General features: G+C 70.9%; 16 protein-coding genes. All 16 read right to left on the reverse strand.

Annotation, left to right across the window (positions count from 1 at the left end; all coding sequences use genetic code 11):
- Positions 1 to 11: 11 nt before the first annotated feature.
- Positions 12 to 824 carry a tryptophan synthase subunit alpha gene (gene trpA / locus ACZZZB_RS19695; RefSeq protein WP_463530514.1) on the reverse strand — a complete coding sequence of 271 codons (813 nt, stop codon included), beginning with the start codon at positions 822 to 824 and terminating at the stop codon, positions 12 to 14.
- Positions 821 to 2071: a tryptophan synthase subunit beta gene (gene trpB, locus ACZZZB_RS19700; protein WP_463530515.1), complete on the reverse strand. Its 1251-nt coding sequence runs from the start codon at positions 2069 to 2071 to the stop codon at positions 821 to 823. The genes trpA and trpB overlap by 4 nt, the downstream gene beginning before the upstream one ends.
- Positions 2068 to 2844 carry an indole-3-glycerol phosphate synthase TrpC gene (gene trpC / locus ACZZZB_RS19705; protein WP_137241675.1) on the reverse strand — a complete coding sequence of 259 codons (777 nt, stop codon included), beginning with the start codon at positions 2842 to 2844 and terminating at the stop codon, positions 2068 to 2070. The genes trpB and trpC overlap by 4 nt, the downstream gene beginning before the upstream one ends.
- Before the next feature lie 2 nt (positions 2845 to 2846).
- The gene (locus ACZZZB_RS19710; RefSeq protein ID WP_079705940.1) at positions 2847 to 3077 is read right to left on the reverse strand and encodes a DUF6704 family protein; all 231 of its coding nucleotides are present in this window, start codon (positions 3075 to 3077) and stop codon (positions 2847 to 2849) included.
- Positions 3078 to 3192: 115 nt separating this feature from the next.
- Complete coding sequence (locus ACZZZB_RS19715) at positions 3193 to 3885, reverse strand: Trp biosynthesis-associated membrane protein (RefSeq protein WP_085510892.1); 693 nt, start codon at positions 3883 to 3885, stop codon at positions 3193 to 3195.
- Between the two features lie 13 nt (positions 3886 to 3898).
- A complete protein-coding gene (gene hisI / locus ACZZZB_RS19720) occupies positions 3899 to 4288 on the reverse strand; it encodes a phosphoribosyl-AMP cyclohydrolase (RefSeq protein ID WP_079705938.1) in 390 nt (129 codons plus the stop codon).
- The gene (hisF, locus tag ACZZZB_RS19725) at positions 4285 to 5049 is read right to left on the reverse strand and encodes an imidazole glycerol phosphate synthase subunit HisF (RefSeq protein ID WP_463530516.1); all 765 of its coding nucleotides are present in this window, start codon (positions 5047 to 5049) and stop codon (positions 4285 to 4287) included. The genes hisI and hisF overlap by 4 nt, the downstream gene beginning before the upstream one ends.
- 47 nt (positions 5050 to 5096) lie before the next feature.
- Complete coding sequence (gene hisG / locus ACZZZB_RS19730) at positions 5097 to 5936, reverse strand: ATP phosphoribosyltransferase (protein ID WP_137241676.1); 840 nt, start codon at positions 5934 to 5936, stop codon at positions 5097 to 5099.
- A gap of 76 nt (positions 5937 to 6012) precedes the next feature.
- Complete coding sequence (locus ACZZZB_RS19735) at positions 6013 to 6276, reverse strand: phosphoribosyl-ATP diphosphatase (protein ID WP_064293847.1); 264 nt, start codon at positions 6274 to 6276, stop codon at positions 6013 to 6015.
- Between the two features lie 65 nt (positions 6277 to 6341).
- Complete coding sequence (gene rpe, locus ACZZZB_RS19740) at positions 6342 to 7010, reverse strand: ribulose-phosphate 3-epimerase (RefSeq protein WP_121290668.1); 669 nt, start codon at positions 7008 to 7010, stop codon at positions 6342 to 6344.
- Between the two features lie 10 nt (positions 7011 to 7020).
- Positions 7021 to 8508, reverse strand: coding sequence for an RsmB/NOP family class I SAM-dependent RNA methyltransferase (locus ACZZZB_RS19745; RefSeq protein WP_463530517.1), 1488 nt, complete (start codon positions 8506 to 8508; stop codon positions 7021 to 7023).
- Positions 8505 to 9434, reverse strand: coding sequence for a methionyl-tRNA formyltransferase (gene fmt / locus ACZZZB_RS19750; RefSeq protein WP_463530518.1), 930 nt, complete (start codon positions 9432 to 9434; stop codon positions 8505 to 8507). Before fmt ends, ACZZZB_RS19745 begins: the two co-directional genes overlap by 4 nt.
- Positions 9435 to 9462: 28 nt before the next feature.
- Positions 9463 to 11397: a primosomal protein N' family DNA-binding protein gene (locus ACZZZB_RS19755; protein WP_463530519.1), complete on the reverse strand. Its 1935-nt coding sequence runs from the start codon at positions 11395 to 11397 to the stop codon at positions 9463 to 9465.
- Between the two features lie 26 nt (positions 11398 to 11423).
- Positions 11424 to 12617, reverse strand: coding sequence for a methionine adenosyltransferase (gene metK / locus ACZZZB_RS19760; RefSeq protein ID WP_463530520.1), 1194 nt, complete (start codon positions 12615 to 12617; stop codon positions 11424 to 11426).
- Between the two features lie 203 nt (positions 12618 to 12820).
- Positions 12821 to 13078 (reverse strand): DNA-directed RNA polymerase subunit omega, encoded by a 258-nt coding sequence (rpoZ, locus tag ACZZZB_RS19765; protein WP_056005756.1) that lies wholly within the window; start codon positions 13076 to 13078, stop codon positions 12821 to 12823.
- 68 nt (positions 13079 to 13146) lie between these two features.
- Positions 13147 to 14025 (reverse strand): guanylate kinase, encoded by an 879-nt coding sequence (gene gmk / locus ACZZZB_RS19770; protein ID WP_064293842.1) that lies wholly within the window; start codon positions 14023 to 14025, stop codon positions 13147 to 13149.
- Positions 14026 to 14032 lie beyond the last annotated feature (7 nt).

Here is a 14032-nt window from a genome sequence, read left to right on the forward strand (position 1 = left end):
TGAGGATACCCTCAGCGGGCGGTGCCGGCCGCGAGTGAACGGGCGACCTCGGTGATCGCCAGGACGCCGCCGTCGGCGAGAGCCTTGACGAACACAGAGCCGACGATGGCTCCGTCGGCGTACTCGAGGACCGAGCGGACCTGCTCCGCGGTCGAGATGCCGATGCCGACGCACGCGTGCTGTGCCCCCGCCGTGCGGAGACGACCGACGAGGGTCTTCGCGGCCGCGTCGAGGTCCTGCCGGGCACCGGTGATGCCCATCGTGGAGACGGTGTACACGAAGCCGCGGGACCGTTCGGTCACGAGCGACAGGCGGTCGTCGCTCGAGGTCGGTGCTGCCAGGAAGACCCGGTCGAGGCCGTGTCGTTCACTGGCGTCCAGCCAGTCCGCCGCGGCGTCGGGGGTGATGTCGGGGGTGATGAGCCCGGCTCCGCCGGCCGCGGCGAGGTCGGAGGCGAACCGCTCCACGCCGTACTGCAGCACCGGGTTCCAGTACGTCATGACGAGGACCGGGACGTCCACGGCGGCGCGGATGGCGCTGATCGCCGTGAAGACGTCGCGCAACCGGAACCCCTCCGCGAGGGCGGTCATGGTCGCGGCCTGGATGACCGCTCCGTCCATGACGGGGTCGGAGTAGGGCACGCCGAGCTCGAGGACGTCGACGCCGTTCTGCGCGAGCGCGATGGCGGCGTCGATACTCGTCTGGAGGTCGGGGAATCCGACGGGGAGGTACCCGATGAGGGCGCCGCGACGGTCGACGGCGGCGGCGTCGATCGCCGATGCGACCGGTGAGACCGTCGTGTGGTCGGTGGCCGGGGCGGTCATGCGTTCCGCCCGGCTTCGTCGAGGAGCCCGAAGTAGGTGGCAGCCGTCTCGACGTCCTTGTCTCCGCGCCCGGAGAGGTTGATCAGGATGGTCGCCTCGGGGCCCAGCTCCTTGCCGAGGACGATGGCCCCGGCCAGTGCGTGGGCGGACTCGATCGCGGGGATGATCCCCTCGGTGCGGCTCAGGAGTCGGAAGGCCTCCATCGCCTCGGCGTCCGTCGCGGGGACGTACGTCGCCCGGCCGGTGTCGGCGAGCCAGGCGTGCTCCGGTCCGACGCCCGGGTAGTCGAGGCCTGCGGAGATGGAATGGGACTCGACGGTCTGGCCGTCGTCGTCCTGGAGGACGAAGGTGCGGGCACCGTGCAGGACACCCGGACGACCGCGGCCGATGGACGCGGCGTGCCGTGGGGTGTCGACGCCGTCGCCGGCAGCCTCGACTCCGTAGAGCGCGACGTCCGCGTCGTCGAGGAAGGCGTGGAAGATGCCGATGGCATTGGAGCCGCCACCGACGCAGGCGACGACCGCGTCGGGAAGTGAACCGTTCAGCTCGAGGAGCTGTGCGCGGGCCTCTTCTCCGATGATCTTCTGGAAGTCGCGGACCATGACCGGGAACGGGTGTGGGCCCGCCGCGGTGCCGAAGATGTAGTTCGTGGTCTCGACCGACGCGACCCAGTCGCGGTACGCCTCGTTGATGGCGTCCTTGAGAGTCCGCGAGCCCGTCGTCACGGGGATGACGGTCGCGCCGAGCAGTCGCATGCGGGCGACATTGAGCGCCTGACGCTCGGTGTCGACCTCGCCCATGTAGATCGTGCAGTCGAGGCCGAAGAGTGCGGCCGCGGTGGCCGTGGCCACACCGTGCTGACCGGCCCCCGTCTCGGCGATGACGCGGGTCTTGCCGATGCGCTTCGTGAGGAGCGCCTGGCCCAGGACGTTGTTGATCTTGTGCGAGCCGGTGTGGTTGAGGTCCTCGCGCTTGAGGAAGATGCGTGCACCACCCGCCGATGCGGCGAAGCGTGGCACCTCGGTGATGATCGACGGGCGGCCGGCGTAGTCGCGGAGCAACGTCGTCAGCTCGGCTTGGAAGCTCTCGTCGGCCTTGGCGGCCTCGTAGGCCGTCGCGAGTTCGTCGACCGCGGCGATGAGCGCCTCCGGCATGTAGCGTCCGCCGAAGTCGCCGAAGAACGGACCGGCTTCGTCTCGGAGGTGCGTCGGTTCCGCGTGGGCGGGGGTGGCTGGTGACATGATCATGCGGTGGCTCCCAGGAACTGTTCGAGGGTGGCGACGGGGTCGCCGGTGACGAGCGCCTCGCCGACCAGGACGACGTCGGCGCCGTCACGTCGGTAGGCGGCGACGTCGGCGGCGCGGAGCACAGCTGACTCGGCCACCTTGACGGCGTCGGCGGGGAAACGGTCGGTCAACGATCCGAAGAGGTGTGGGTCGAGTTCGAAGGTGCTGAGGTTCCGCGCGTTGACGCCGATGAGCCGGGCACCGATGTCGCTCGCTCTGGCCAGCTCCTCGGCGGAGTGGGTCTCCACCAGCGGGGTCATGCCGAGCTGCAGGACGAGTTCGTGCAGCGACGACAGCGTGGCCTGGTCGAGTCCGGCGACGATCAGGAGGACCAGGTCGGCGCCGGATGCCCGGGCTTCGAACACCTGGTACGGCAGGGAGATGAAGTCCTTGCGTAGGACCGGGATGCGGATCGCGGCCCGGACGGCCTCGAGGTCTTGCAGCGAACCACCGAACTTGCGACCCTCGGTCAGCACGCTGACCGCGCTGGCACCACCCTGCTCGTAGAGCGAGGCGAGGAGCGCAGGGTCGGGGATGTCGGCCAACGCGCCGCGGGACGGACTGGACCGCTTGACCTCGGCGATGATCTTGACCTGGTCGGCCGGGGCGAGCGCAGCAAGGGCGTCGATGGCCGGAGGGGCCTCGACAGCAGCGGCTTCGACGACTGCAGCCGGACGGCCCGCGAGGCGCCCGAGAGCGTCCTCCTTCGCGCCGGCCATGAGGTCGGCGAGCATGTTCAGTGCTCTTTCGCCACGGTCTTGGACCCGCCGACGCCGTATCCCGCCTTGGCGAGGACACCGCCCGTGATCCACCCGAGGAGGAGGACGCCGGCGGAGGCCCAGACGAGGACGGGCATGTCGAGCCAGAAGAAGACCGTACCGGCGGCGAACGCGACCAACATGATGATCACGGCCGTCCAGGCGGCGGGCGAGTGTCCGTGGCCGGGGTCCGAGGGGTCGGTGCTCATGGTTCTCCTTCTGTGCGAGTGCGGGTTCCAGTGTACCGGCAAGCGGTGCGCGGTTCCGTGCGTGGGCCACGAGTTCCCAGGTGGCCCGGGGTGCCGTCGTGGTTCGGCGGAGCGGTCAGCGCGTCGGGTCGTCGCCGCGGCTGAGGTCGTCCCAGGCGCCCACCGGGTCGGCGCTCGGGGCCGTCTCGACCTGCGTGAACCGGACCGCCTGGTACTTCTTCGACGGACCGGGCCACCGGCGGTGGGTGAGCACGGTCGCGAGCCCGGCGAGTCCGAGCACGACGCCGAGCACCAGGGTGATCGCCGGCCAGGCGGTGAGCGTGGTCGCCGCGACGAGGTCGATGGTCGACTGGCTTCCGGCGACGCCCGTAGCCTCGGTCACGGCCGCCGCGCCCGCGGTCGCCGGCGAGGCGAGCACCGCGATCGACGAGATCATGACGCAGGCGCCGATCACGGCCTCCAGCAGGCCGAGGATGATGCGGAACACCGGCCCGGCGATGGCCAGCGCCGCGACGAGGGCGAGACCGGCGAGCGCGAGTGCGGACAGGGCGGGAGCGGCGACGGAGCCGACGACGTCGAGCGCGCCGGAGTGCGGGCCGACGCCCACGAGGCTGATCGAGAGCCAGGTCTGGGTCCACGCTGCGAGGATGAGCGCGTCGGCGAGGACGGCGGTGACGAGGAGCAGGGTCTTCAGGCGGCGCTGACGACTGCGGAGAGCCCTGGACTCGAGCTCGTCAGCCTCGGACGGTTCGTCGGGCCTCGGCGGCTCCACCGGCCCGGACTGGGGTGCTGCGGTGCTCTCGGTCATGCTCCAACTCGATTCATGGTGTCGGCGATGGCGCTGCGACGACGTCGAGGCTCCGGCCGTCGAAACAGCTGCGCGTGCCCGTGTGGCAGGCGGCGCCGTGCTGATCGACCTCCACCAACAGGGTATCCCCGTCGCAGTCGTAGGCGAGCGCCCGGACGAACTGCACGTGGCCGGAGGTGTCGCCCTTGCGCCAGTACTCCTGTCGTGACCGGGACCAGTAGGTGACCCGACCCTCGGTCATCGTCCGGCGGACGGCCTCGGCGTCCATCCACCCGAGCATGAGCACCTCGCGTGAGTCCCACTGCTGCACGATCGCGGGGAGCAGGCCCTGCGCGTCGAAGGTGAGCTGGCCGATCGCGGTCTCCGGGTCGGCGCCCACCGGGATGGTGATGTCCGCGCTCATGCCCGCACCGTCCAACCGGCGTCGGCGAGTTCCTGTTTGACCTGGCCGATCGTCAACTCGCCGTTGTGGAAGACGCTCGCGGCGAGGACGGCGTCGGCACCCGCGGCGATCGCGGGTGGGAAGTCGGCGAGGCGGCCTGCTCCCCCGGACGCGATGACCGGAACCCGGCTGATCTCGCGCACGGCGCTGATGAGCTCGGTGTCGAACCCGGCCTTGGTGCCGTCGGCGTCGATCGAGTTCACCAACAGCTCGCCCGCACCGCGTTCGATCGCCTCGGTCGCCCAGGCGAGCGCGTCGAGTTCGGTCTCTCGTCGGCCGCCGTGTGTCGTGACGATCCATCCGGATGCGCTGCCGGCGTGTCGCTTCACGTCCAGGGAGAGGACGAGGACCTGAGCGCCGAAGCGGTCGGCGATCTCCCCCAGCAACTCCGGCCGGGCGATCGCGGCGCTGTTCACGCCGACCTTGTCCGCTCCGCTGGCCAGCAGCCGCGAGACGTCCTGGGTCGAGCGGACCCCGCCGCCGACCGTGAGCGGGATGAAGACCTGCTCGGCGGTGCGGCTGACGAGGTCGTAGGTGGTGTCGCGTTCGGCCACGGTGGCCGTGACGTCGAGGAAGGTCAGTTCATCGGCGCCCTGCTCGGCGTAGCGCTTCGCGAGCTCGACCGGATCGCCGGCATCGCGGAGGTCGAGGAAGTTGACGCCCTTCACGACGCGCCCGTCGGCGACGTCGAGACAGGGGATGACTCGGGTGGCGAGTGACACGGAGGCCTCCGCAATGCGACTGGGACGGGTGATGATGGAGGGGCGACTCAGAGTCGGGCGGCGTGGATGGCCGTGACGAGGATGGCGCGTGCGCCGAGCTCGTAGAGGCGGTCCATGACGTCGTTCGCGTCGCCGCGAGGGATCATGACCCGGACCGCCACCCACTCGGGATCGCGGAGCGGCGAGACCGTCGGCGACTCGATGCCACCGGCGACGGCGGTCGCCTGCTCGAGCAGCCGGACCGGGAGGTCGTAGTCGACGAGCACGTACTGCCGCGCGACGAGCACGCCCTGCAGTCGGCGGATGAGCGTGGCCGTGGTGGGCTTCGTCTCCGGCGACGCGATGAGCACGGCGGTGGAGTCGAGGATCACCGGGCCGAAGATGCCGAGGCCGGCCTTCCGAAGGGTGGTGCCGGTGGACACGACGTCGGCCACCGCGTCCGCGACCCCGAGCTGGACGGCCGACTCGACCGCACCGTCGAGGTGGACGAGCGTCGCATCCACTCCGGCGTCGCGGAGGAAGTTGCCGACGAGGCCGGGGTAGCTGGTGGCGACCGTCTTCCCCGCGAGATCGGAGAGCTCGGAGAACTCGTCGGCCGGACCGGCGAAGCGGAACGTCGAGCCGCCGAAGCCCAGCTCGGCGAGTTCGGTCGCGGCGGAGTGCGAGTCCAGAAGCAGATCGCGCCCCGTGATGCCGATGTCGAGGGCGCCGGAACCGACGTAGGTCGCGATGTCGCGCGGACGGAGGTAGAAGAACTCGACGTCGTTCCGTGCGTCGACGACGTGGAGCTCCTTGGTGTCGCGACGGGTCGCGTAGCCGGCCTCCTGCAGCATCTCGACGGCGGTCTCGGACAGCGAGCCCTTGTTGGGCACGGCGACTCTCAGCATGGGGTGACTTTCGTGTTGTGCGATGGTGTCTCGACAGGGTGATCAGGAGGCGCGGCGCATGCGCCGCGACGTGCTCCTACAGATGTCGGTAGACGTCGGCGGGGGTGAGCCCCTTCGCCACCATCATCACCTGCACGTGGTAGAGCAGCTGCGAGATCTCCTCGGCCGTCTCGGTGTCGCTCTGGTACTCGGCCGCCATCCAGACCTCGGCGGCCTCCTCGACGATCTTCTTCCCGATGCCGTGCACACCTGTGTCCAGTTCGCGGACGGTGCCGGAACCCTCCGGCCGGGTCTCGGCCTTCAGGCGCAGCTCGTCGAACAGCTCGTCGAAGGTTTTCACGTGCTCCAGGGTACCGGTTCCGGGCGGCGGCGCGCACCGCGGGGGCGCTCGACCGGCCAGCCGAGTCAGTGTGTGTGCGTCGACGCCTCGGCTGCGGCCCGGAGGAGCGCGATGTTCGAGGCAGGATCGGAACCGCTGTAGACGGCCGACCCCGCGACGAAGGTGTCGGCACCGGCGGCGGCCGCGATCCCGATCGTGTCCGCGGAGATCCCGCCGTCGACCTGGAGCCAGACGTCGAGACCGGTGCGCGCGACCTCGGCTGACAGCGCCTGCAGCTTCGGCATGGTCTCCGGCATGAACGACTGTCCGCCGAACCCCGGCTCGACCGTCATGACGAGCACCTGGTCGAACTCCGGCAGGAGTTCCAGGTACGGCTCGATGGGCGTGCCGGGCTTCACGGCGATCCCGGCACGTGCCCCGATGGAACGCAGGCGTCTGGCGAGGGCGACGGGGTCGCTGGTGGCTTCGGCGTGGAACGTCACCGAGTACGCCCCGAGCTCGGCGTAGCCGGGAGCCCATCGATCGACGTCCGAGATCATGAGGTGGACGTCGAGCGGGACCGGAGACACGTCCTGGATGCGACCGACCATCTGCGGACCGAACGTGAGGTTCGGGACGAAATGGTTGTCCATGACGTCGACGTGGACGAGGTCGGCGCTCGCGATCCGCTCCAGGTCGGCCTGGAGGTTCACGAAATCGGCGGACAGGATGCTCGGGTTGATGCGCGCGGACATGTGCTCGAGCCTATCGATCGACAGCGGGTCCGGCCGACTCCGCGGGCTTGCGGAGCAGCGCGATGTACATGGCGTCGGTGCCCTGGCGGTGCGGCCAGAGCTGGACCGCGCCACCGGGCGCCGCGGCGTCGAGCGGTTCGGTCGTGACCTGGTCGAGCACCGCGGAGGTGTCGAGCCGCTCCATCCCGGGATGGGCTCGCAGGGCGCTCTCCACGATCAGTGCCGTCTCACCGACATGTGGTGAACACGTCACGTACGCCACGATCCCGCCGGGAGCGAGCGCGGTGATGGCTGCATCGAGCAGTGAGCCCTGCAGTCGGGTCAGTTCGGAGACGTCCTTCGGCGTCTTCCGCCACCGCGCCTCCGGTCGTCGTCGCAGCGCGCCGAGCCCGGTGCACGGGGCGTCGAGGAGGATGCGGTCGTAGGTCCCGGGATGCGCCGCCGCGAGCGTCGTGCCGTCGGCGGTCGAGACCGACACGTCGAGCGGGACACCTGCGAGGGCGCGCTCCACGAGACGGGCCCTGGCGGGGACCAGTTCGTTCGCGTCGAGGCGCGCTCCCCCGGCGAGGGCCTCGGCGGCCAGCAGCGCCGCCTTGCCACCCGGCCCCGCACAGAGGTCGAGCCATCGCTCGCCGGACCGGACCGGTACCGCGCGGGTCAGCGCGAGCGCGGCGAGCTGCGAGCCCTCGTCCTGGACGCGGAGGCGCCCGCCGCCGGTCCCGACGAGTTGCACCGGGTCGCCGCCGGCGCTGCGGAAGCCGTACGGCGAGAACCGGTTCGGTTCGGCGTCCTCGGGCCGGTCGGCGAGCCCCGGGAGTGCGATGAGGTTCACCTGCGGGGCGAGGTTGTCCGCGGCCAGCGCGTCCTCGAGTTCGTCGCCGCGGTCCTGCAGGTCGAGCGCCTGCCTGATGGCCCGAACGACCCACGACGGGTGGGCGGTGCTCACGGCCAGGCGATCGGTGTCGTTCGTGACCTCACCCAGCAGGATCCGCTCCCACTCGGCCGGTTCGGTCCGCGAGATGGTACGGAGGACACCGTTGGTGAAGCCGGCCGCGGACCGCGACCCGGCGGACCGGGCGAGCTCGACCGACTCGTTCACGGCGGCGTGGCCTGCGACGCGCATGGAGAGCAGCTGATGGGCACCGAGCCGCAGGACGTCGAGGATCGCGTCGTCGATCTCGGTCACGGGACGCTTGGCCGCGTGCGCGATGACGCGGTCGTAGTACCCGCGTCGGCGGAGGGTGCCGTACGTCAGCTCGGTCGCGAGGCCGGCGTCCGCCGGACTCAACTTCGCCTCGGCCAGCCGGTGCGGCAGGAGGAGGTTCGCGTAGGCGTCCGAGGTGCTGACGGCGTGGATGACGTCGAAGGCCACTCGGCGTGCCGGCTGCACGGTCGCCGAGTCACGGGGCCGGGTGGGACGCTGGCGTCCGCGTCGGGGTTCCTCGTCGCGGGGCCGTCGGTCGCGGCGGCGCTGGCCCTCGGGCTGCTGGCCGCTCACGCGGTGACCAGCCGATCGGTTCCAGCGGACGCACCGCGCCACCAGTCGGCGGCTGGCATCGCCGTGCGTCCGGCCGGCTGCACCTGCAGGAGTTGCAACGGTGTGTCCGCCGTGCCGACCAGGACGAGGCCGTCGGCGGACACGATCGTCCCGGGCGCCGGCGGGTCCGTCGGCATGGTCGTCGCGGGGACGGCGCGGTGCACCTTCAGCCGTGCCTCGTCGAGGAGGGTGAACGCGCCCGGCTCGGGGGTCACCCCGCGGATCTGCGACCACACGTCGGCGACGGGGCGGTCCCAGACGATCCGACCGTCCTGGCCGTCGAGCTTCGGCGCGAGCGACACCTCGCCCTGCTGCGGGGCCGCGACCGCGGTGCCGGCGGCGATGGCGGCGACGACCTCCGCGGTGAGCGGTGCGCCGAGCTCGGCGAGGCGGTCGAGGAGCTCCCCCGAGGTCTCGCCCTCGCCGAGCGGCGTCTCGACCGTCGCGAAGACGTCTCCGGCGTCGAGAGCCGGCACGAGCTGGAAGACCGACGCACCGGTGACCGCGTCTCCGGCCATCACAGAGCGCTGGACGGGAGCCGCGCCGCGCCAGGCCGGCAGCAGCGAGAAGTGCAGGTTGATCCAACCCTGCGCCGGCGCGGACAGGAGGGGTTCGCGGACGAGCCCGCCGTACGCGACGATCACGCCGAGTTCCGCACGGAGCGCGACGATCCGCGCGGTCGCGTCGTCGTCGAGACGTGCAGCGCGGATGACCGGGAGCCCGAGCCGTTCGGCGGCCGCTGCCACCGGCGACGGGGTCAGGACCCGCTTGCGGCCGAGCGGGGCGTCGGGTCGAGTCACGACGGCCGCGATCTCGTGCCCGGCCGAGACGAGGGCGTCGAGCGTCGGGACGGCGACGGCGGGGGTGCCGGCGAAGACCAGCCTCATGCGGTTCGGACTTCGTGGACGGGGTGGATCATGACAGCATCTCCGGATCGTCGAATCGTACTCTGAGTGTAGGCGGGGCTTTCGGTGCCCGCCTGCCGGGGGTCGGCCGTCGACGCTTCGCCGCCTGCGCGACGACGGTCGCCCGCAACTGCTCGGCGACCGCCCTGGCATGGCCGTAGTCGACCCGCAGGATCGCGACGCTGTCGCCCGCTTCGTCGACGGTCGGGCCGAGCACGCGGCTCCGGTACTCGGCGGGCAGCGCGGTGAGAGCGGCATCGACGGCGTCGCGGGTGCCGGTGAGGGTCGCGCTCCGGACCGCGGGTGGGAACCCGAGCTCTCTGCGTTCGGCGAGCTCCTCACTCGCGAACCGCGGTTGCTGCCAGAGGGCGAAGGCGTTCGCCACGGGGGCCTCGACGCCGATCAGCAGCACCGGCGCGCGTGGAGCGGCCAGGGCTGCGGCGTTCGACCACCATCGCAGGCAGTCCTCGGCGACACGGAGTGACTCCCGCGCCAGCATGCGGTCGGCGTCGACCAGCAGGACGGCGGCATAGCCGCCCGCCGCGACGGGCTCCGCGCCTCGGGTCGCGATTACCAGCGCCGGCTCCGGGCCGACCTCGAACTTGGGGGCGTCGCCGTCCGACACCACGACCCGGTGCCGGGGGAACGCCCGGCCCAGTTCCTCGGCGGTCCGGCCGGTGCCGGCGGCCGTGACGCGGAACGCGGTGTCGTGGCAGGTCTCGCACGACCACCCTGCCGCGAGGTGACCGCACCACCGGCAGGAGGGCTGCGAACGGGCAGTGGCGAGTTGGAGTGGACCGTGGCACACCGAGCAGTGGGCCCTCGTCCCGCACCGTCGACAGGCGAGGTGCGGCGCGTACCCTGGCCGCGCGACCTGGACCAGCACGGGTCCGTGATGCAGTGCCTCGTCGACCGCGCGCCACGCGCTCGACGGGATCCTCGCCTGGCTCGTCATGGCGTCGTCTCCGCTCGCCCGGGACACGACGACTCTCGGTCGTATCGGCGGGGTCGGTGCGACCTCGTGCAGCCAGCCGAGTTCGACGAGTCGCTGCGTCTCGGTACTGCGTGAGTGCGCGGCGAAGACGAGGGCGGATCCGCTCATCTCCTGCCGGGTCAGCGCGACGTCGCGTGCGTGCACATAGGGGGCGAGCTGCTCCTGGTGGAGGGGGTCGCCGTCGTCCCAGAGGGCGATGAGTCCGAGGTCGTGCGCCGGTGCATAGACGGCCGACCGGTTGCCGACGACGATCCGCGGCACCGGATGCAGTCCGTCCAGGTAGGAGCGGTAGCGAGCAGCGGGGGTCTGCTTGGCGTCGGCTCTCGCGACCGCGGCACCGACACCGAGGTCGTCGAGCGCCGCAAGGAGGTGTTCGACGTCCCGGTAGTCGGGGACGCACAGGATCGCGCTCCTGCCCTCGGCCAGCTGGTTCACGGCGAGAGCCGCCAGCGTGAAGGACCAGTCCGGGAGCCAGACGCCTGCGCTCGTCGCGGTCAGGGTGGGGATCGCGCTGATCGCGTACCGCTCCCCCGGCGCGAGGCGGTCGAGGGTGCCGGGGGCGAACCCCGGGACGGTGCGCCGCTCGACCGACGGAGGCTCCGGCGGGGTCGCGGCGGCCCAGGTCTTCTCCACCCGGACCTGTCGCGGCGGGATCGCGAGACGCAGGACGTCCATCGCGCTGCCGGCGCTGCGATCCGCGATACGGCGTGCGAGCGTCCACAGGGTCGGGGTCAGGACCGGTACCGACGACACGACCGAGCTCAGCGGGCTGAGCGCTCCGCCGAACTCGCTCGAGTCGGCGAGGTCCACGATGAACCCGTTCGCCGACCGCCCGGCCGAGCGCAACGGGACCGAGACGCGCGCGCCGAGCACGGCGTCATCGGCCAGCTCGTCGGGAATGGCGTAGTCGAACAGATGGTCGAGCTGTGGCAACGGGGAGTCGAGTACCACCCTGGCGACCCTCGCGCCGACCACGGCTACAGCCCGGCTGCTGACCGCAACGCCTCCACCCGGTCGAGACGCTCCCACGTGAAGTCGGGGAGCTCGCGGCCGAAGTGCCCGTACGCCGCCGTTGCGGCGTAGATGGGGCGGATGAGGTCGAGGTCGGCGATGATCGCGGCCGGACGGAGGTCGAAGACGTCGCGGATCGCGCGCGTGATGTCCGCCTCCGGCACATGGGCCGACCCGAAGGTCTCGACGTAGAGCCCGACCGGCGCGGCCTTGCCGATGGCGTAGGCGACCTGCACCTCGAGACGTTCGGCGAATCCGGCGGCGACCGCGTTCTTCGCCACCCAGCGCATGGCGTATGCGGCCGAGCGGTCCACCTTCGACGGGTCCTTCCCGCTGAAGGCCCCACCGCCGTGTCGAGCCGCTCCACCGTAGGTGTCGATGATGATCTTGCGTCCGGTGAGCCCCGCGTCGCCCATCGGGCCACCGACGACGAAGATGCCGGTCGGGTTGATCAGGTGCGTCACGTTCGAGCTGTCGAGTTCGACCGTCGCGAGGACCGGTTCGATGACGTGACGCTGGACCTCGCGACGCAGCTGCTCCGTGGAGACACCCGGATTGTGTTGCGTGGAGACCACGACCGTCTCCACGGTCTTCGGGAGGAAGCCGTCGTACCCGATGGTGACCTGGGTCTTACCGTCCGGGCGCAGGTAGTCGAGCTGGCCGGACTTGCGGACCTCGGCGAGTCGCTCCGCGAGACGGTGTGCGATCCAGCTGGGCAGCGGCATGTACTGCGGCGTCTCGGTGGTCGCGAACCCGAACATGATGCCCTGGTCGCCGGCGCCCTGGAGGTCGTAGGCGTCGACACTGGACTGCTCGCGGGACTCGAAGGCATGGTCGACTCCGGCGGCGATGTCGGCGGACTGCGAGCCGATCGACACGCTCACGCCGCACGAGTCGCCGTCGAATCCGATGTCGGACGAGGTGTAGCCGATGGACCGGATGCGCTCGCGGACGATCGTCGGGATGTCGACGTAGCCGCTCGTGGAGACCTCACCGGCGACATGGACCAGCCCGGTGGTCACAAGCGTCTCGACGGCGACTCGACTGCGCGGATCCACCTCGAGGAGCGCGTCGAGGATGCTGTCCGAGATCTGGTCGCAGATCTTGTCGGGATGCCCCTCGGTCACGGATTCGGAGGTGAACAGGCGCAGCTCGGTCATGCGGTCTCCCGTCGGAAGTGGTGGTGCGATGGTGGAGGGATCGGCCGTCGCGGTGTTCCGGGACCCGACCGTTGATCACTCTAGTCGAGGCCTCGGACACGTCGTCCGTCCGTGACGCGGGGCGTCGGCGGCGGCGCGAACGGGCCCGACACGACGAATCCGCCGGTCGTCTGGCGCCCGGCGGATTCGTCGTGGTGAAGCGGTTATTCGGCGATCGGCTTGATCTGGAGCTTGTCCTCGTTGATCTCGTGCATCGCGATCGAGAGCGGCTTGTCCTCGACGGACGAGTCGACCAGCGGCCCGACGTTGTCGAACAGGCTGCCCTCGTGGAGGTCGGCGTAGTAATCGTTGATCTGGCGCGCGCGCTTGGACGCGAAGATCACGAGTGCGTACTTGGACTCGACCTTGGTGAGCAGGGAGTCGATGGGCGGATCGATGATGCCCTTGAGCTTGTCAGCCATGCAGGTTCACACTCCTCGTGTGGTTGTGTTCGGGGAAGATCGGATCGATGCGGGGTGCGCGTCGGACGTCAATCCCCGTGAATCTTCATCAAGTCTACGACCTCTTGGGCCGCGCGGGCCACGTCGTCGTTGACGACACGGTGGTCGAACTCGTCCGCGGCGGCCAGTTCGACCTTCGCGGTGCGCAGTCGGCGCTCCCGTTCCTCCTCGTCCTCGGTGCCCCGTCCGACCAGTCGACGGACCAGTTCGTCCCAGCTCGGGGGCAGCAGGAACACCAGGGTCGCCTCCGGCATCGCCTCCCTGACCTGCCTGGCACCCTGGATGTCGATCTCGAGCAACGCGCTGTCGCCGGCCGCGAGCGCTCGCTCGATCGGCTCGCGTGGCGTGCCGTAGCGGTACGCGTTGTGGACCGTGGCGTGCTCCAGCAGGCGGTCGCCCTCGATGAGGCCGTCGAACTCGTCGTCGGTCACGAAGTAGTAGTTCACCTCGTGCTGCTCCCCCGGCCGGGGCTTGCGTGTCGTGGCCGAGACGGAGAGGTGGACCTCCGGGTAGTGGTCGCGGATGTAGGCGGCCACCGTCCCCTTGCCGACGGCCGTCGGGCCGGCGAGCACGACGAGTCGGCTGCGCGCGGTGCCCGGGTAGCGTTCGGCGATGAAGGCGCGGAGGCGATCCCGCTGCAGTCGGCCGAGACCGCCGAGGCGCTTGACCGAGGAGATGCCGAGCGATTCGAGGATCCGCCCCAGTTTGGTGACGCCGACACTCGGGATGCTGAGGAGGTACTCGGTGATGCGGATGCCGCCCTCGATGCCGTCCGGATCGGCGGTCGCGGCGTCGAGCACCTCCAACGGGGTGCGGGCGCCGGAGGCGATGGACGCCTTGACGGTCGCGCGGGCGCGGCGCTTGCGAACGGCCTCACGTGAGGCGGCGGCCCGGTCGACCTCCGGCATGTTCCTG

It is taken from the genome of Plantibacter sp. AC185, assembly GCF_979258065.1.

Bases quoted from the DNA above. Each gene is read 5' to 3' on its own strand.
- trpA (WP_463530514.1), bottom strand. From the start codon at position 824: ATGACCGCCCCGGCCACCGACCACACGACGGTCTCACCGGTCGCATCG.
- trpB (WP_463530515.1), bottom strand. From the start codon at position 2,071: ATGATCATGTCACCAGCCACCCCCGCCCACGCGGAACCGACGCACCTC.
- trpC (WP_137241675.1), bottom strand. From the start codon at position 2,844: ATGCTCGCCGACCTCATGGCCGGCGCGAAGGAGGACGCTCTCGGGCGC.
- ACZZZB_RS19710 (WP_079705940.1), bottom strand. From the start codon at position 3,077: ATGAGCACCGACCCCTCGGACCCCGGCCACGGACACTCGCCCGCCGCC.
- ACZZZB_RS19715 (WP_085510892.1), bottom strand. From the start codon at position 3,885: ATGACCGAGAGCACCGCAGCACCCCAGTCCGGGCCGGTGGAGCCGCCG.
- hisI (WP_079705938.1), bottom strand. From the start codon at position 4,288: ATGAGCGCGGACATCACCATCCCGGTGGGCGCCGACCCGGAGACCGCG.
- hisG (WP_137241676.1), bottom strand. From the start codon at position 5,936: ATGCTGAGAGTCGCCGTGCCCAACAAGGGCTCGCTGTCCGAGACCGCC.
- rpe (WP_121290668.1), bottom strand. From the start codon at position 7,010: ATGTCCGCGCGCATCAACCCGAGCATCCTGTCCGCCGATTTCGTGAAC.
- fmt (WP_463530518.1), bottom strand. From the start codon at position 9,434: ATGAGGCTGGTCTTCGCCGGCACCCCCGCCGTCGCCGTCCCGACGCTC.
- metK (WP_463530520.1), bottom strand. From the start codon at position 12,617: ATGACCGAGCTGCGCCTGTTCACCTCCGAATCCGTGACCGAGGGGCAT.
- rpoZ (WP_056005756.1), bottom strand. From the start codon at position 13,078: ATGGCTGACAAGCTCAAGGGCATCATCGATCCGCCCATCGACTCCCTG.
- gmk (WP_064293842.1), bottom strand. From the start codon at position 14,025: ATGCCGGAGGTCGACCGGGCCGCCGCCTCACGTGAGGCCGTTCGCAAG.